Here is a 17527-nt window from a genome sequence, read left to right as displayed (position 1 = left end):
CTCATATTTCTGACACACTTATGGCAAGATTCAACTCAGCAAGTCCACAACCCTATGCGGTAGTTGCCCGAATAGATGGATAGGTGTGTCTAAATCTCCTCCCTTCCTTTGGCTACCTTCGCTAATTGACCCAAAACTTTAGAAAGTTCTTGGCTTCTATTTTCTCCCGCAGGTTCCACTTTTTTCCCCATGTCTGGCAACATTTTGAAAAAATACAGCTTCTCTTATGTATTCCTTTCAAATTCTCGCCCGGATCAGGCGCGGTTTCGCTATCCGATAGTATTTCGAGGCAGTCGTGACGGCTGATAGGAGCAAAGTTAAAATGGCATCAAGAATTGGAGGGATTTGCTTTTCAGTATGCGCTCTCGCACGGGAAGAATTGCGCAAGTTAAAAAAAATGCACAGACATAAGGAAGCCCACCTTGTGTCACCGTTTTGCCGTCTTCGTAAGAGAGGATGAGAAAACCCTGAGTGTATCATGCGCGAGCCAACCGTTGCCTGAAGTCTGCAATGCCCAACGTTTGGTGAGGTGTAAAAGGTTGGTGAAAAGTTATGCGTATTCTTGCTGTAGACGACGATCCTAGCATCCTGGAGTTGCTAGATAGAGTTCTAGACGCGTTCGGTTATAAAGACGTCGTCACCGCCAGAAGTGGGCGAGAGGCCATTGAAATACTGTCACGACCTAACGAAGCGTTCGACTGCTTGCTACTGGATGTGCAGATGCCGCAAATGAACGGCATAACTCTTTGCGAAGAAGTGCGAAAATTACCAGATTACACTTACACGCCTATTATCATGGTGACCGCCATGGTGCAAAAAGAGTACATCGACGAAGCATTCGGAGTTGGGGCGACGGACTACGTTACAAAGCCTTTTGAGTTCTCTGATCTGAAGCAGAGGTTGTCTGACGCCTATAGAATGGCAGCGGAACGCAGAGCCGCAATCGAAGTGCTGGAAGCTGAAGCGGATTTTGAGTTGTGTTTTGGCAATAGTCCGGACGTTCGCTTAAGTGATCCGCAATGTTTCGGAGATTTGCCCGGTTTCATTGGGTTAGCTGAATTTGAGAACTACGTAATTCAGCTTTCAACGATGCACTCCATGGCTGCAAAGCTTGTGGCGGTGAAATGTATAGGCGCCGAACAAATCTATGAGACGAGCACGGTCAGTGAATTCCGTAGTGCCATGACTTTAGCTGGTACAGCGGTTCTGTCAGCTAGTCAGGAAGGGCGTAAAGTGGCGACCTATTGGGGAAATGGCGTGTTCTTGGTGATCTACGACAATCAAGTTAATTTGAGCGTGGACCAGTTGGGAGCTCCGCTTCCGGAGGCATTGAAAGAAATTTCCGGTGACAACACTTCAGGTCGGCCAATTGGCTTCCAAGTTAGCGAAGAAGTTATGCTTAAAGCCAAAACCAAGATGGAGGCGTTGTTCTTGATAGACAAGGCCGTCGAAATGGCTGAAATGTCGGAAGGTCGAGCGGCGAATATCGGTTGAAAAACTGCATATATGGATGGTGATTGAGACTAGGCTGTTGGTGTAAAAAATACATTAGAACGCCCTGAGTTTTTCATTTTGCTGGTTTAAATCGATCCGCGCGCTCATTCATCAGACGTTCAACCTTTGTGCTTTTGGTCTACTTTGTCCGTTCTCAGTGCCTACCCGGCGGCAACAACTCGGAGAAAGAACCCGTAAGCTTCTTCTCGAAATTTGATCTGATGCGAGATCTGGCGTATTCGCCTCTCTCTAATTTCCTGAAGGTTTCTTTCGCGACCACGGTCAAAGCGTGATCGGTCTAAGCAGCTTCCCGGCGTATCCGTTCTTGTTCTTTGATGGGGTCTTTGCCTTTACGGGCTAAGGGTCGCCATTTCTCTACTTCTTGGCGTGAATCTTTAGAGCTATGGCTGACAGAGCACCCAACCCCATCCCTCTGCGAAACCTGTGGACATGAACCCGAAGCACTACTTGCCAGCATCACCGTCGTTTTTGGCAGCCAGAGGTTCTCGCGATCCAAGCACTAGCCGGTTTGAGTGTTCTTCACTTGCAATGATGACAGCTTGTTGAGTGCTGGAATTTGGTCCACCCTATGGTCCACCTTTTAGTGTGAGACACAGTGAACCACTCTGAAGCGAAATGAAGCCACATTTTTATATTTTTCAGTAATCTAGACGACTTTTTGAAGCAAACAGAAACGGTCAGAAGTATGCGTGTTCAAGTCTTCAATGCATCTCGACCGCACCATTCTCTTCTTAATTCATGGCGATCAGCCCTTTGGATCGGGGTAGAGTTGCACCAGTTTGTGCCGGATTGCTGATTACTCCAATTCCTGTCTCGCCCGCGCCTTCTGGGTTGTGTATGACGAAGGTCAACGCAAGTCGGGAAGTATTAATGTCTCAGGCCATTACCGTATTCACCACTATGAAGAACGAAGGCCCCTATATGCTGGAATGGGTCGCGTTTCATAAAACATTGGGGGTCGATCACTTTGTGATCTTCACCAACGATTGCGACGATGGCACCGACGATATTGCCCGCCGACTGCAGGAGTTGGGGTTGGCCACCCATGTCTCGAACGAGGTGAAAGAGGGGGGCAATCCACAGCATCAGATGCTGCGTCGGGCGCGGCGTCAGCCCAAGGTCAAGGAAGCGGATTGGCTGTTATGTCTGGATGTGGATGAGTTCTGGAACATCCGCCACGGCGACAACAGCTTTGACGCGTTGATCACCGAGGTCGAAAACCGTGCAGGGCAGCAGGTGGATGCGATTTCATTCGCTTGGAAACTGTTTGGCAGTTCCGGCAATATCAGTTTTGAAGACAGGCCCGTAACCGAAACCTTCGCGATGGGAGATCAGGAGTATCCATACCATTCGGGCCGGGCGTTTGGACTTAAAACCCTGTTTCGCAACAATGGCAAATTCACCCGGTTTGGCCCGCATCGCCCAAAGGGCATGGAAGAAGGCAAGGAAAGTGAGATTGCCTGGTCTGACGCCGGGGGCAAGCTGTTTCCGGCCGAAAAGGTGGGCTGGCGCGCTTGGCGTGGGTTCGATCATTCACTTGGGCGCCTGCACCATTACTCGGTTCGATCGCTGGACGGATTTCTGATCAAGCGAGACCGGGGGAGGACTAACCATATCAAAGTGGATCAGGGGCAATCCTACTGGCAGGACATGAATGCCAACAAAGAAGCTGACCAATCCATTCAGCCCATCGCACGACGCGCGGCGCCATTGTTGGCAGAACTGAAGGCGGACGAAACGTTGGACGCGCTGCACGCAAATGCCTGTGACTGGCACCGTGCCAAGGTCGCCGAGATAAAAATGCGGCCTGACTGGGTGGATTTTCGGGTTTGGCTGGCGGATAATCTTATCTGAAGATCATGGCAGACGACCTTTCGAAAGAGCAGTTGAAACCCGATCACCCCGACCGCAAGACGGGGTATGAACGTATTCTGACCGACCCTGCACCGCCGTGGTTTGTCGAACTCTATCCTGGTGGAGATGGGGCCGGTTTCCTGCAAAAGCTGGAACGCCATTCGGTGCTGTTTCATCAACGCTCTGCCTCGCAACTGGTTGTCAGTTTTGACAATATCGCCAATGCGAACGACCTGTCCTTTGCGCGTGAACCCTGGGGTTGGAAGTTCTTTCGTGATGAGGGCTGGTCGCATATGGGGATATTCGCGCGCACCAAGGCCTGGTATCGAGATCCAGAGATCATCACGTATTTCCAGAACCGCGCAGCCGAAGGGTTTTTCGATCAGTTCGACCAGGTCGTCTTTGCCGGGGCCTCGATGGGCGGCTTCGGGGCGCTGACCTTTTCTGAATTGGTCCCGGGCGCAAATGTGATCGCATTTAACCCTCAGACGTCACTGGATGAACGATTGGTCCCGTGGGAAACGCGGTATCGTTTCGGGCGGGTGCAGGATTGGGATCTGCCATATGGTGACGCCGCGCAGACGGTGAAGCAGGCGGGTAAGGCCTATGTCTTCTATGACCCGTTTTTCGACCTTGACCGGCAGCAGGTCACTCGGCTGAAGGGTGAAAATGTCATGCTGCTTAAGACATGGTTTTCGAACCATTTTGCAGCCCCTATGTTGCGCAAGCTGGGTATCCTCAAGCCCGTCATGCAGAAGGCTATGGACGGATCGCTTGAGGCAGGTGATTTCTATCAGATGATGCGCGCACGGCGCCGGTTGCCGATGGTGATGCGCGCGATTGAGGCGCAGGCAGGCGAACGTCATCCAAAGTTGGTGGGTCAGGCGCGCCATAAATTCCGCATACTGCGTCGCGCCGCATTGGTTGAGGCAGAGAAGTCCCAATGACGCCTGCGAAAGGAGTGTTCATCGGCCAGCGCAAAGACCGCATGGGCGCGCGCCTGCTGATGATGCTGACCTGCATTCGTCTGGCCGAGGATTTTGACACCACTTACAAGGTCAATTGGTTTCCGAAAGGATCGGATGCACCCGAGCTGGATCATCCGCAGGAACTGTTTGCTCAGGATTGGATGGATGCACAATTCCTCAGTGCAAAGGCGTTTGAAAAACTCAGCGACAAGGCTTTGCCAATCTGGACCTTTCAGGGGGACAAAACCCCTGACCGCCTGATCGCGCATCTCAATTCGGGCCGGTCGGTTGTGGTTGAGGAAGGGTTCGAAGTGCTGGCCTTTCCCTGGGAGGATATCGAAGCGATCCGCCCTCGGTATCGGGATTTCATCCATCAGATCGGCTTTAAGGACGAAATCCGCGCCATCATGGACCGGGCGGATGAAAAGCTGTCGGGACAGGGGGTGACGGCTTATCACATCCGGCGGGGCGACATTCTGAACGGTTCGCCGTGGAAACACACAACCTGGCCCGCCAAGATCGAACTCGAAGAGCTTTACGAGGCACATCTGGAGAAAGCCGACGGGCAAACGGCCATCATGTTTTCGGATCAGGCTGAATTGATCACCCGGTTTCAAAAGCGGTTTCCGCAACTGCTGCAAATGTCGGACATCGCGGATGTCTCGGGCATGACCCGCGCGCAGCGCGACTTTCTCGAGCTTTATGCGATGTCGCGGGCCGATCAGGTGATTGCGCCTGTTATTTCGGCCTTTTCGATGGCCGCTGCAAGAATCTCTGGGCAACAACGCGTGGTGTTTCGCGATGTGCTTAGCGAGGCTGAGATCGAGGCTGCCAACGAAGCAGCATTGATCAGGCTCCATCAGCAGTCTGATGAGTTTCTGAGCGCATCCGAGGCTGCGCATATCTATGCCAAAGCTCTCTTCCACTTGAACCGACTGAATGCAGAAGACCGAACGCAAGAGTCCCTCGAGCTTGCCGCGAAGATATTGGATGCAGGTGCGGACAATGCATTTCTGCCACTGCTGCAGGCGCTCAACCTGTTTTATCTGGGCAGATGGGCAGAGGCCAAGGAAATGGCCGATTTTGCTTTGGAGAATCAAAATGTCTGGCCCGAAGACTACGCCGTACTAAGCGCGCTAAAGTCCGCTGCACTGGGAGAAATGCGAAAGCGCTGGCAGGCCGGTCAGGCCTTCAGCCAAGCCTTTTGGGCCAAACCGATTAGGCCGGACGTTCTGGTTTTCGGGTCGCGGGTTGTGTACCGGGATCAGATTGCCCTTCGGCTGTTTCCACCGACGGACTGGTCTTTGCAAAAGGTGATCCGCAGACCCTGGTTCAACTTCAATTCCCACGTCGCGCAACGCAACGTACTGGTGCGTTTGCCGTGCAATTTCGATTTCCTTCTATTGGACTGGTCGGATTTGGCGCTGGATCAAAAAGCGCGCAGGTTGTTTGACAGCCAGCACCGCTTAAAGCAGTTGCATGACGGGCTGGTGCGTATGACTGATATCCCGGACTGTGATCCCCGAGTGCAGAGTTTCGCAACGGTGTTGAATATGCATTTGGGAGAACTCCATGCGGCGCAGGCGGTTGATATAATGCGAAATATTACCGCGAACGTTCCTGATAATCCTCTCTACCACAAGCGTTTGGCTGAACTTTACGAAGCCGAAGGTGATCGCGCCTCAGCTCGTTTGACGATGGCAGAGGCTTTGGCCTGTGATCCAGGAAACCCGTTTCTGATTTTTGCGATGGGCCGGTTTCTAGAGCGAAACGGCGCGGAAGAGCAGGGGCGGAACCAGATTATTCAGGCGGCTGAAATTGATCACGACACCGCTTCCGTTCAGGGTGAGGCCGGCCGAATTCTGTTGCAACGCGGTGAAAAGGAAAGAGCCCGGGCGTATCTGCAAAAAGCCAGAGATCTGTGCCCGACCTACAAACGCTTTACCAATCAATTGAAACGGGCAGGCGGGTAGATGGCTGGATTTCACTTGGTTGCGAGCGCAATAGAACGTAATTTACCCAAAATTTCCAAATGCTACCTCCGAGAGTGTCGGGGCAACAATAAATGAACAGGCAGTCAGTCATGACCGATCAGGACCCCCGATTTATCAGCGTAACCCCAATGAAAAACGAAGGCCCCTTTGTGCTGGAATGGGTGGCCCATAACCGGGCAATTGGCGTCGACCAAATAGTGGTGATGACCAACGACTGCACGGATGGTACGGATGCTTTGCTGAACCGGTTGGATGAAAGGGGCATCCTCACTCATGTCGACAACAACTCGCGCCGTCAGACCAGCCCCCAAAAGCGCGCCTACAAAAAATTCTTGGCGATGGAGGTGGCGCGGCCGCAAGACTGGGTGGTTGTGATTGACGCTGATGAACACATCAACGTCAAAACCGGTGACAACACGTTGCGCGCTCTGACCGATGCCATCCCGGACGCCAAGATGATTTCGATGACATGGCGCCTGTTCGGAAATGCTGGTGTCGTTCGATATGAGGATCGATTCCTGTCGGACCAGTTTCGACGAGCGGCGCAAGAGCAGAAATACCGTCCACCGCAAGCCTGGGGTTTCAAAACGATGTTTCAGCGCGAACTTTGGAGTGCGCTGGGGGTTCATCGACCCAAACGCCCGACAGTTGAGACCATGGAAGATTGTCACTGGTACAACGGATCGGGGCAATTGATGCCGGACCGGTATTTTAGTGCCAGTTGGCGCTCGGCACGGGATTCCATTGGGTATGATCTGGTGCAGATCAATCACTATGCGCTGAAGTCCTGTGAAAGCTACCTGGTCAAGAAAATGCGCGGGCGGGCCCACCATCTGGGGGAAAGCCTTGGCATGGACTATTGGAACATGATGAACCAAAACGCCGAGGAAGATGGCTCGATCGATGTCATCCTGGATCGCAAGCGCGAACATTTTTACGAGTTGCTGTCAGATACTGAAACGGCCCGGCTGCATCATTTGTCCTGCGATCTGCACAGGCAGAAGATCATGGACCTGCGGGCGCAACCAGAGATGCAGGACCTCATGCAGCAGATGACGGCGGATTTTGCGGCCAGTCACAGGGAATGAGCGGAATTCTCTTTGAAACAGGAGGCCTGTGATGCTTTGGCTGCATATAGGTATGCCCAAGACCGGCACGACTGCGTTGCAGGCATATGTGCGTCAGAACAAGGCCCCACTGGCTGATGTCGGCTTGCATTATCTTGAGGCGGGCCGTCGTCGGTTGGAAGGAAGCGGACGTCTGGCGATCAGCCACAACATCATCGCCTTTCGCATCAATCAGACCAATGAGTCGATGGACCCGTTCCGCGCGTTGATGGCAACCGAGTATGAGGCGCACAGCGATCAGACCTGCCTAGTGTCTTCAGAGATGTTCTATTCCTGTGATTTGAACAAGTTGGCACAGGTATTCGCGGAAATCCCCTCTCGCGACTTAAGGATCACCTACTATTGCCGCCGCTACTCGGATTTCTTTGAAGCCGACTACAAGCAGCGCGCTAAGAATGGCCGTATGGGCACCAGCGCGTCGGAATATGTCCGGGACAGGCTGGCGAAAATCAAGAATGACCCTGGGACCTTCACCTTTTCGGCGAAACTGGACCAAATCCGGCAGGCTTTTCCGGGCGTTACGATTGTCCCGATGATGTATGATCGCGCGCAGATGGTCCAAGGCCATATCGTGGATGATTTCATGTTGCGCATAGGCGTGCCTTTGCCGGAAGGCACGGCGGCTAAACGGCCCGCTAACCAATCTCAGTCGCGTGTGGCCAGCGAAGCTTTTGGCATTGTCTCACGTTCCATGGGGCGCAAGGAAAGTCGCCAGCTGCGTCGGCGCGTGGTCAGTGATCCGGTCATGATCCGGCGCTATGATGTGCTGGAGCCGGACGAGCGGGCCTGGCTGGATGAGTATTTGACCAAGCTAGACGTCACATTCCAGCAAGAGTTCTTTCCCGACCGGCCAAGGCTGTTTGAGCCGGTTGAACTAAACGAAGAAGACCAGAAATTCCGACGCGACACGCCCGAGGAATACGACGCCCTGCGCCGCGCGTCCGAGATCGTCTTTCGCATGGCGCTAGAGGATTGAACCCTATCGTTCGATGGTGATTTCCTGACGCTGGCGACCGGTTGTTTTGTCAAAGATCAAAATACGGTTGTCATCGGTCACCACCGCATACCAGTTGCTGCCGATTGTCACTGCCTGTGCTTTGGCGCCGTCTGGAAGCTCGATCTGATCGGGCAGGGTGGGGGTTCTGTCCGATAGTCGGATGACAATCAGCGCGAATGTCACTAGAACCCCGCCAATCATCACCGCGGTCAACAACATGACCATTCTCCGCAGCAGGCGAAGCTGCGGTGTTTCCTGCGGTTCTTGGGGTTCGGAAGGGACAGTCATGGGCACCCGCCAGATTGAATTTCAGATTGCGGCCGATCCGCCGCCTCGTCTTGATAAGGCGCTTTCGCGAGATGTGCCAGCCGATGAAAACCTCTCGCGCACGCGGTTGGCCCGGCTGATTGATCAGGGCGCTGTTCTGATCGACGGCATCGAGGCGCGCGACCCAAAAGCCAAAGTGGCCGAGGGCGCATCCGTGGCGATTACCGTGAATGAGGCAGAGGACAGCCATATTGGTCCCGAAGATATCCCGTTGGAGATTGTCTTTGAGGACGCAGACCTGATCGTTATCAACAAACCGGCGGGCATGGTTGTGCATCCTGCGCCGGGGTCTCCGAGCGGTACATTGGTCAATGCGTTGCTGCATCACTGCGGTGACGACCTGTCCGGGGTAGGCGGGTTCAAGCGTCCCGGAATCGTACATCGCATCGACAAGGAAACCAGCGGCCTGCTGGTGGTGGCGAAATCCGATGCGGCCCATCACGGTCTGGCTGCACAGTTCGAGGCGCACACGGTCGAGCGCTACTATCGCGCGATTTGCTACGGCGTGCCGGATGCGAATGACCCTCGTTTGCGCGGTGTCAAAGGCGTCAGCTTCGAGCCCGGAAACATCATGCGCCTGACCACGCAACTGGCACGGCACAAGACCGACCGGCAAAGGCAGGCGGTGCTGTTTCATGGCGGGCGTCATGCGGTGACGCGGGCACGTCTGGTTGAGGTTTTTGGATCACCAGCAGGGTTGGCTTTGATCGAATGCTGGTTGGAGACCGGGCGCACGCACCAGATCCGCGTGCACATGGCCCATGCCGGGCACGGTTTGGTGGGCGATCCGGTTTACGGCGGCAAGCGAAAACTGGCCGCCAAGGCGTTCAGCGCGACCACAGCCGAGGCCGTGAGAGCCTTTCCGCGGCAGGCACTCCACGCCGCTGTGTTGGGTTTTGAACACCCGGTAACTGGTGAAAACCTGCGGTTTGAGGCCGAATTGCCCGAAGATATGCAGAAACTGATTGAACAGCTTCGCGCACCGCTGACATAATGCGCAAAGTTACGTGATTAAGACTTTCTTTGGTTTCCTTTATCTATCGTTAATTCCAAACTGTTAACGGTACCTCTTGAACGGATTGGGACGACCTCCCATATCCCATGTTAACGAGTTAAACATTTGTCGGAGGGACATGAATCATGGCAAATTACGCAAATCTCCCCGCGCCGACGCCAGAAGGCGGCCTGAACCGCTATATGCAGGAAATTCGCAAGTTTCCGCTGCTGGAGCCGGAAGAAGAGTACATGCTGGCGAAGCGTTGGGTCGAAGAGCAAGATACTGAAGCGGCTCATAAAATGGTCACATCGCATCTGCGCTTGGCGGCCAAGATTGCCATGGGCTATCGCGGTTATGGTTTGCCGCAGGCCGAGGTGATTTCCGAGGCCAACGTGGGCCTGATGCAGGCTGTCAAAAAGTTCGATCCGGAAAAAGGTTTCCGGTTGGCGACTTATGCCATGTGGTGGATTCGCGCCTCGATCCAAGAGTACGTCCTGCGGTCGTGGTCCATGGTGAAACTGGGCACGACCAGCGCGCAGAAAAAGCTGTTCTTCAACCTGCGCAAAGCCAAGGCACGCATTGGTGCGCTGGAAGAAGGCGACCTGCGTCCCGAGAACGTCAAGCAGATCGCAAATGATCTGGGCGTGACCGAAGAAGAAGTCATCAGCATGAACCGCCGTATGTCCGGTGGTGACGCTTCGTTGAACGCGACTGTTGGTTCCGAAGGCGAAGGCACCATGCAGTGGCAGGATTGGCTTGAGGATGAGGATGCCGATCAGGCTGGCGATTACGAAGCCCGCGACGAGCTGGACGCCCGGCGCGAGCTTCTGGCGGCTGCTCTGGAAGTCCTGAATGATCGGGAAAAGGACATCCTGACTCAGCGCCGCTTGATGGATCAGCCCGTCACGCTGGAGGACCTGAGTACGCAGTACAATGTCAGCCGCGAGCGTATTCGTCAGATCGAGGTTCGTGCGTTTGAGAAGCTCCAAAAGAAAATGCGCGAATTGGCGCGTGAAAAAGGGATGCTGGGCAACGTCTGAGACGGACCCAAGCAAAGAAAGCCCGCCGTAGATGGCGGGCTTTTTTGTTTAAGCAAAGATAAAATCGCTTTCCGACAGTTGACCGTTTCCAACACCAAGTAGATCGATGCTGTCGCCATCTCCCAACTCGATTGTGGTGCGGAAGAACCCGCTTTCGATGTGGTCTTCGATATCCTCGAAGCTGTCGATACCGTCGTAGCCGCTGAGGTCGATCTTGTCCTTGCCGATCTCGAAGTCGAGGATGGTATCTTCTCCGTCGCCTTCTTCGAAGAAAAAGGTGTCACGCCCACGGCCGCCGACCAAAAAGTCATCGTCAGCGCCGCCATCGATCAGGTCTTTGCCGCGACCGCCAAAGATTTTGTCGTTCCCATCATCGCCGCGCAGAATGTCCATGCCACGACCGCCGAAAATGGTGTCATTGCCATCACCACCTAGAACAATATCCTTACCGCGACCGGCGCCGATGACGTCATTTCCGCCACCACCATGCACAAAATCCTTGCCACGACCGGTGAAGTGGAATTCGTCCGAGTCATCTCCCAGAATGAAATCTGTATTCTTCTGGCCCAGGATACCGGTCACGGAAACTGGCAGTAGTACCCCATCCAAAACGTGGATGATCCCGTTCGAGGCGGGAACGTCGAAACCGACAAGACCTGGATCGTCGATTCCCGGGTCCGCATCGCCCAAGCTGGGTGGCATGCTGGAAAGGTTCAGTTCCACTTCACCACCCTGCAGCGTTTCGATGGCCGCACCGTCACCCAAACTGACGACCTCTTGTTTCGTGAATGACTCATCGACGACGTGATAGGTTAGGATTTCGGTCAGCAGAGGTATCGGATCGCCACCGCCTAAGAGGGTCAGGGCTTTCACGATGTAATTCAGCGCTCCGGCTTCGTCCGAGCCTTCAAAGCCCAAAGCCTGAGCCAATCCGATGAATGCCGCATCTTTCGGCGCAAAAACGGTCAGATCGGCGTTGGGGTCGGCCAACGCTCCGTCCAGACCTGCTGCAAGAACAGCCTCGCGAAGGATGTCGAAATCATGAGCGTTATGGTCGAAGGTTCCCGGGTCCCCGCTTAGTTCCAGGACTTTTCCGGTAATCGAAGGTAGTTCTGTATTAGCTGGCATATCGGTTTATCTCCCACCCGGTTGCGCGCCTTTGGTCGGGAGTAATACTGATAGGTCAGGTATCTCTCCCCGGCGGTAAAGTTGTTACGGAGTGAGTTGGAAAACGGATCACGAAATTCGGATTTATCAATTGAGAGCCTGGATAAGATCCGGTTTGGCGGCGCCGAATCTCATTTAAATTTCAACAATTTGAATCACAAGGTGCAACTAGTTCAATTGTTGCTGGAAAACTCTCACCATATTCTCACCCATCACTTTCCGAACCTGAGCTTCGGTCAATCCCTGATCCAACAATGCCGAGGTCAGGGCCGCCAATTCCGATGTGTCAAATGCGGTTTCTACTGAGCCATCATAGTCTGACCCCAACGAGACATGGTCTTCGCCAACGGTCTGGATGGCTGCCTTTATCATCTTGGCGATGCCGGTCGGGGTGATGTCCCCGCAGGTTACGTCCGCCCAATAGCCCATGCCGATTACACCGCCGGTGGCGGCAATCTGTTGCATCAGATCGTCGGGATAATTGCGTTTGACCGGGCAGAATCCGTGCAAGCCGCTGTGGCTGACGATCAGGGGAACATCAGTCATATCGATCACGTCACGCGCGACCTGAGGGCTGGAATGGGCCAAATCGATCACTACGGGCCGTAGCGTCAGGTCTGCCACAAGCTGACGGCCGAACTCTGTCAGGCCAGCGTTGCCCACCCCATGCAATGATCCGCCCAGTTCGTTGTCAAAAAAGTGGTGCAGTCCAAACACTCGGTGGCCGGCGTCGAACAGAGCGTCCAGATTGTTCAGATCGCCCTCTAGCGCATGCGCGCCTTCAATGCCCAGGATGCCTCCGACAACGGGTTGGCCTGCCGCACGGGCAGCCAGCACGGCGTCCAGGTCAGCCCTTGTCTTGACGACTTTCAGCTGCCCGTCCGAGGCCGCTTCGAACTGATGTAGCTTTTCCGCCTGATAGACGGCGCGTTCCTTCAGGCTGTCCCACGTGCGCAATGGCCACAACTGTCCGATGGCCAAAAGGGTAATGTTATCAAAAGACTCAGCCGAGTTCGCGTCATAGTTCTGACCGGCAGGGGATTTGGTGACGGCAGTAAAGACCTGTAGCGCGACGTTCCCCTCGATCAGTCGTGGGATATCTACCTGCCCACGTGTACCGCGTTCGGTCAGATCACGGCTCCACAACAGGGGGTCCGCGTGTAAGTCGCCGACGATCAGGGTTTCGTGCAATGCGGCGGCATCGTCGGACACCGCATAGGGGGCATGGGCGATCACGTTGTTCCGATCAGCTTCAATGTAAGACGGAAGAAATCCGAAAAACACGACGGCACCGACCACAACTGCAAGCAACAGCAGACCGCCAATCCACTTGAAGACCCGTTTCATTCTCACTCCCTTTCAACCATTGGGGGCAGACTACGAAGGTTCCATGCAGATAAAAGCCTGACTTAACGTCGGATGGTTGCTAGAAGGTCAGGAAATGGGGCTGTTAGCGATAACGATTGGACCGCCCCTGATTACGCATGTCGGAGGAAATTATGCATATACCAGTTCAATGGGGCGTTCTGGGTGCTGCCAAGTTCGCGCGGCAATTCATGGCACCGGCGATTCATGCGGCCCACGGCGCGCGTCTGGCCGGGCTGGCTACGTCAGACGCTGCCAAGGCTGAACCGTTTCGGGCCTTTTGTTCTGACTTGGTGGTTTATGACAGTTATGACACGTTGCTTGCGGACCCTCAGATTGAGGCTGTTTATATTCCCTTGCCCAACCACCTGCATGTGGAATGGAGTCTCAAAGCATTGGATGCGGGCAAGCATGTCCTGTGCGAAAAGCCGATGGCCATGACCGGGGCCGAGTTCGACACTCTGATCCAAAAACGGGATATGACCGGGCTGCTGGCGGCCGAGGCTTTCATGATCGTCCATCATCCGCAGTGGCAATTGGTGCGAAAGTTGATTTCCGATGGGGCCATCGGCAAATTGGTGCATGTGACCGGTGCCTTCAGTTTCGACAATCGCGCGGATACCGGAAACATCCGCAATCGTGCCGAGACCGGCGGTGGCGGGCTGCGCGACATAGGTGTTTATGTGATCGGCGGCGCGCGGTTTGCGACAGGGCAGGAACCGGTGCGGGTGGAGTCTGCCATCCGATGGCAGGAAGGGATCGACACTTTCACGGAAATTCGCGCACAATTTCCGGATTTTACCTATTCCACCTATGTCTCGATCCGCATGCATCCGCATCAAGAGATGGTGTTTCACGGCGAAGGTGGGGTTATTCGCCTGACTGCTCCGTTCAACGCACGCGTCTTTGGTGAGGCGCGCGTGGAATTGCACCGTCCGGGGCTTGAGGTTCAGGTCACGCGCTTTCCCGGGGATGACCATTACAAGCTGCAGGTCGAGGCGTTTTGCCGATCCGTGCGCGAAGGTGTCAAATACCCATGTCCGCTTGAATTCTCACGCGGGACGCAGGAGATGATTGATCGCGTGCTGGAAGGGGCGGTTTCCCTCTGACTTGCCACGTCGCGTCCGGCTCGGCTAATCTGGCGTGCACCTGATCAGGAGGACGCCATGGCAGGCGGTTGGGCGCGTGACGGCGCAGTGAGTGAACAGATCGAAGCATCCATTTCGGATGAGCTTGCCCGGATGCAAGCGCAAAAGCAGCCAGTGGGCGAAAGCCTGACCCATTGCGCCGAATGCGAGGAACCGATCCCCGAGAAACGGCGTTTGGCCTTGCCGGGCGTCAAATTGTGTCTGGATTGCCAGCAGGAACGGGATGGGGCTTTCAAAGCGCGTTCTGGGATCAATCGGCGTGGCTCTAAAGACAGTCAGTTGAAGTAAGCGGATCCGAGGGATGCCCGACACCAAGCTTTTTCAAAATGGTCTGGTGCTTGGGTTTCTGGCCGCCTTCCTTTGGGGCACACACAGCGTCATCGTGCGCTATCTGACCAGCGATCTGGGCGGGCTGCAAATTGCGGTGACGCGCCTGTTCATTGCCGCAATGGCCATCTATTGCATGCTGCGCGTGATGCGGGTTGCCGTGTCGATCCGTCTGAGCGACTGGAACTTTCGGCTGGCGGTTCTGTCGACGGTCGTCAACTACATCCTGTTCCATATCGGCTTGGAATATACCGGTGCGGCCAATGCGATGGTGCTTGAAAATACGGCGCCATTCTTCGTGCTGGTGTTTTTGTACTTCTTTGCCGACACCCCCGTCACACGCACCGATGTTCTGGCCACAGCGTTGGCAATTCTGGGCGTTTTTCTAACAGTTTATCAGGATTTCCAAGGGGGCGGAGACCCCTTGTTCGGCGATCTGCTTGAAATCGGTGCGGGCCTCAGCTGGGCGGTATTTCTGATCTCAAGCAGCCGCGCGATGCGCAATTCGGAATCAACCGCAGAGCGTCTGAATTTCCTCTTCGGGATATTCCTATGCTCTGGCGTTTTGTTGCTGCCGCTGGCCGTGTTTTCGTTGCAAGTTCCGACGGCCAATGACGTGGTCTTCCTGCTCCTGCTGGGGGTGCTTCCGACCGCGCTGGCCTATTACTTGTGGTACGAGGCCGCCGCGCGGGTGTCGACGCTGACAGCGACCTTGATGTTCGCCGCCTCGGTCGTGTTCACGTTCATCAACTCGGCGCTGTTTCTCGGGGCCGCAATCACGCCGATTGCAGCCCTTGGGGCGGTGTTGATCGTAGCCGCCGTGTTCCTGACGACCAAAAGTCAGAAGTGATCAGCTATCCATCGCTTCCAATTCGTCGATGAAGCCCGAAATCATCGACAAGCCCTTGTCCCAGAATTTCGGATCGCTGGCGTCCAGTCCGAACGGGGCAAGCAGTTCTTTGTGGTGTTTGGACCCACCAGCGCGCAGCATTTCGAAATACTTGTCTTCGAACTCTTCGGACCCGCTTTCGTAAACGGAATAGAGCGCGTTCACCAACCCATCCCCAAACGCATAGGCGTAGACATAGAAGGGTGAGTGGACGAAATGCGGGATATAGGCCCAGAAGGTTTCGTACCCGTCCATGAATTCGAATGCGGGGCCAAGGCTTTCAGCCTGAACACTCATCCACAGGGCGTTGATGTCATCCGGGGTTAGTTCGCCTTCACGCCGTGCCGCGTGCAGTTTGCATTCAAAATCATAAAAGGCGATCTGACGGACAACCGTGTTGATCATATCCTCTACCTTACCGGCCAACAGCACCTTGCGCTGCTCGGGCGTTTCGGCCTGATCCAGCATTTTGCGGAAAGTCAGCATCTCGCCGAATACGCTGGCGGTTTCGGCCAGGGTCAGCGGGGTGGATGACAGCATCTCACCCTGATCTGCGGCCAGAACCTGATGCACGCCATGGCCCAGTTCATGCGCAAGGGTCATCACGTCGCGCGGCTTGCCCAGATAGTTGAGCATGACATAGGGGTGCACCTCGGTGACGGTTGGATGCGCAAATGCGCCCGGTGCCTTGCCCGGTTTTACAGCCGCGTCGATCCAGCCTTTCGAAAAGAACGGTGCTGCGATTTCGCCCATGCGCGGGTCGAACGCGTTGTAGGCGTCCATCACGGTTTTCTCGGCTTCGTCCCAGCCCACGATGCGGGTGTCTTCCATCGGAAGCGGCGCATTGCGATCCCAGACCTGCATGATGTCCAGACCAAGCCACTTACGCTTCAGTTCGTAGTAGCGGTGGCTGAGCTTGGGGTATGCAGCCACAACAGCCTCGCGCAGGGCCTCGACCACCTCGGGTTCGACATCGTTTGAAAGGTGGCGACCGGTTTGTGCCGTGGGCATATTGCGCCAACGGTCGACGATTTCCTTTTCCTTGGCCTGCGTGTTGTGTACGCGGGCGAAGGTTTTGACGTTGTCCTGAAACACAGCCGCCAGTTCGCGTGCCGCCGCCTCACGCTTGGAGCGGTCCTGTTCAGTCAACAGGTTCAGGGTGCCTTCGATGTTCAGTTCTTCACCATCAACGGTGAAGGTCAGTCCGGCGATGGTTTCGTCGAACAGACGTTCCCAAGCGTCACCTACAACGCCCAGATCGTGCAGGAATTTTTCTAGCTCATCAGACAGCTGATAGGGCTTCATCGCGCGAATGCGGCGGAACACGGGCTCGTAACGGGCCAGATCGGCGTTTGCATCAAAACTTGTTTTCAGCGCGTCATCGTCGATGCGGTTGATCTCAAGCGTGAAGAACACCAGCGGCGTGGTGTAAATGGTGATTTTCTCCTGCATATCCGACAGGAATTTGGCGCGCTCAGCATCTGTGGTCAGTTGGTAATAGCGTAGACCGGCAAAGGACATGATGCGGCCCGCGATGGCGTTGATCTTTTCGTTGCGCTGCACGCAGTTCAGCAGGCTTTCGGCATCCAGATCAGCCAGCTTGCCTTCGTAGTCGGCGGCAAAGGCCGCGCATTCGCCCTCAAGCCAATCCAGATCGCGGTCCAGTTCTGGCGCTTCTTCCGAGCTGTAGAGGTCGGTCAGATCCCATTCCGGCAGGTTGCCAAGATCGCCGGCGCCTCCGGCTGCGTTTGCGTCACGGACGGGAAAGGGAAGGTCGCGCATGGATCACCTCGGAATATCTGCTTTGGCAAA

Annotated in this window: 15 protein-coding genes; 11 read left to right on the top strand and 4 right to left on the bottom strand. The window is 55.0% G+C overall.

Annotated elements, in window-relative coordinates:
* Nucleotides 1-552: 552 nt before the first annotated feature.
* The 6 genes from ACR0AJ_RS02335 to ACR0AJ_RS02310 all read left to right on the top strand — a co-directional run bounded on the left by ACR0AJ_RS02335 (nucleotide 553) and on the right by ACR0AJ_RS02310 (nucleotide 8434).
* The gene (locus ACR0AJ_RS02335; RefSeq protein ID WP_480739989.1) at nucleotides 553-1494 is read left to right on the top strand and encodes a response regulator; all 942 of its coding nucleotides are present in this window, start codon (nucleotides 553-555) and stop codon (nucleotides 1492-1494) included.
* A gap of 891 nt (nucleotides 1495-2385) precedes the next feature.
* Nucleotides 2386-3369 carry a glycosyltransferase family 2 protein gene (locus ACR0AJ_RS02330; protein WP_170348363.1) on the top strand — a complete coding sequence of 328 codons (984 nt, stop codon included), beginning with the start codon at nucleotides 2386-2388 and terminating at the stop codon, nucleotides 3367-3369.
* Nucleotides 3370-3374: 5 nt separating this feature from the next.
* Nucleotides 3375-4316, top strand: coding sequence for a hypothetical protein (locus ACR0AJ_RS02325; RefSeq protein ID WP_170348364.1), 942 nt, complete (start codon nucleotides 3375-3377; stop codon nucleotides 4314-4316).
* Nucleotides 4313-6310: a hypothetical protein gene (locus ACR0AJ_RS02320; protein WP_480646345.1), complete on the top strand. Its 1998-nt coding sequence runs from the start codon at nucleotides 4313-4315 to the stop codon at nucleotides 6308-6310. Before ACR0AJ_RS02325 ends, ACR0AJ_RS02320 begins: the two co-directional genes overlap by 4 nt.
* 110 nt (nucleotides 6311-6420) lie before the next feature.
* A complete protein-coding gene (locus tag ACR0AJ_RS02315; protein ID WP_170348366.1) occupies nucleotides 6421-7419 on the top strand; it encodes a glycosyltransferase family 2 protein in 999 nt (332 codons plus the stop codon).
* A gap of 31 nt (nucleotides 7420-7450) precedes the next feature.
* Entirely contained in the window at nucleotides 7451-8434 is a 984-nt protein-coding gene (locus ACR0AJ_RS02310) for a hypothetical protein (RefSeq protein ID WP_170348367.1), read from the top strand.
* 3 nt (nucleotides 8435-8437) lie between these two features.
* Here ACR0AJ_RS02310 and ACR0AJ_RS02305 read toward each other — a convergent pair whose 3' ends face one another.
* The gene (locus ACR0AJ_RS02305; protein WP_170348368.1) at nucleotides 8438-8743 is read right to left on the bottom strand and encodes a DUF6476 family protein; all 306 of its coding nucleotides are present in this window, start codon (nucleotides 8741-8743) and stop codon (nucleotides 8438-8440) included.
* Between ACR0AJ_RS02305 and ACR0AJ_RS02300 the strand changes: the two genes are divergently transcribed.
* Together ACR0AJ_RS02300 and rpoH are read left to right on the top strand one after the other, a co-directional pair.
* On the top strand, nucleotides 8742-9776 hold the full coding sequence (locus ACR0AJ_RS02300; protein WP_170348369.1) for an RluA family pseudouridine synthase: 1035 nt from the start codon (nucleotides 8742-8744) through the stop codon (nucleotides 9774-9776). The two genes, ACR0AJ_RS02305 and ACR0AJ_RS02300, sit on opposite strands and share 2 nt — an antisense overlap.
* A 146-nt stretch (nucleotides 9777-9922) precedes the next feature.
* Nucleotides 9923-10819, top strand: coding sequence for an RNA polymerase sigma factor RpoH (gene rpoH / locus ACR0AJ_RS02295; RefSeq protein WP_170348370.1), 897 nt, complete (start codon nucleotides 9923-9925; stop codon nucleotides 10817-10819).
* Nucleotides 10820-10867: 48 nt separating this feature from the next.
* Here the strand turns inward: rpoH and ACR0AJ_RS02290 are convergent, their stop codons facing one another.
* Together ACR0AJ_RS02290 and ACR0AJ_RS02285 are read right to left on the bottom strand one after the other, a co-directional pair.
* Complete coding sequence (locus ACR0AJ_RS02290; RefSeq protein WP_170348371.1) at nucleotides 10868-11947, bottom strand: fasciclin domain-containing protein; 1080 nt, start codon at nucleotides 11945-11947, stop codon at nucleotides 10868-10870.
* A 207-nt stretch (nucleotides 11948-12154) separates the two neighbouring features.
* Complete coding sequence (locus tag ACR0AJ_RS02285) at nucleotides 12155-13333, bottom strand: dipeptidase (RefSeq protein WP_480739986.1); 1179 nt, start codon at nucleotides 13331-13333, stop codon at nucleotides 12155-12157.
* 152 nt (nucleotides 13334-13485) lie between these two features.
* Here ACR0AJ_RS02285 and ACR0AJ_RS02280 point away from each other — a divergent pair, with 152 nt between their 5' ends.
* Genes ACR0AJ_RS02280 through ACR0AJ_RS02270 form a run of 3 tightly spaced genes read left to right on the top strand, consistent with a single transcriptional unit; the run spans nucleotide 13486 to nucleotide 15676 of the window.
* Nucleotides 13486-14460, top strand: coding sequence for a Gfo/Idh/MocA family protein (locus ACR0AJ_RS02280; RefSeq protein WP_480739985.1), 975 nt, complete (start codon nucleotides 13486-13488; stop codon nucleotides 14458-14460).
* A 57-nt stretch (nucleotides 14461-14517) separates the two neighbouring features.
* Complete coding sequence (locus ACR0AJ_RS02275; RefSeq protein ID WP_170348374.1) at nucleotides 14518-14787, top strand: DksA/TraR family C4-type zinc finger protein; 270 nt, start codon at nucleotides 14518-14520, stop codon at nucleotides 14785-14787.
* A gap of 13 nt (nucleotides 14788-14800) precedes the next feature.
* A complete protein-coding gene (locus ACR0AJ_RS02270) occupies nucleotides 14801-15676 on the top strand; it encodes a DMT family transporter (RefSeq protein WP_170348375.1) in 876 nt (291 codons plus the stop codon).
* On the opposite strand, the gene ACR0AJ_RS02265 is transcribed toward ACR0AJ_RS02270, so the two are convergent.
* On the bottom strand, nucleotides 15677-17497 hold the full coding sequence (locus ACR0AJ_RS02265; protein ID WP_480739983.1) for a M3 family oligoendopeptidase: 1821 nt from the start codon (nucleotides 17495-17497) through the stop codon (nucleotides 15677-15679).
* Between the last annotated feature and the right edge of the window lie 30 nt (nucleotides 17498-17527).

The sequence above is a fragment of the Ruegeria sp. CJ9 genome (assembly GCF_056536625.1).
The sequence above is the reverse complement of the archived record's forward strand: the minus strand, read 5'-3'. Positions and strand labels throughout refer to the sequence as shown.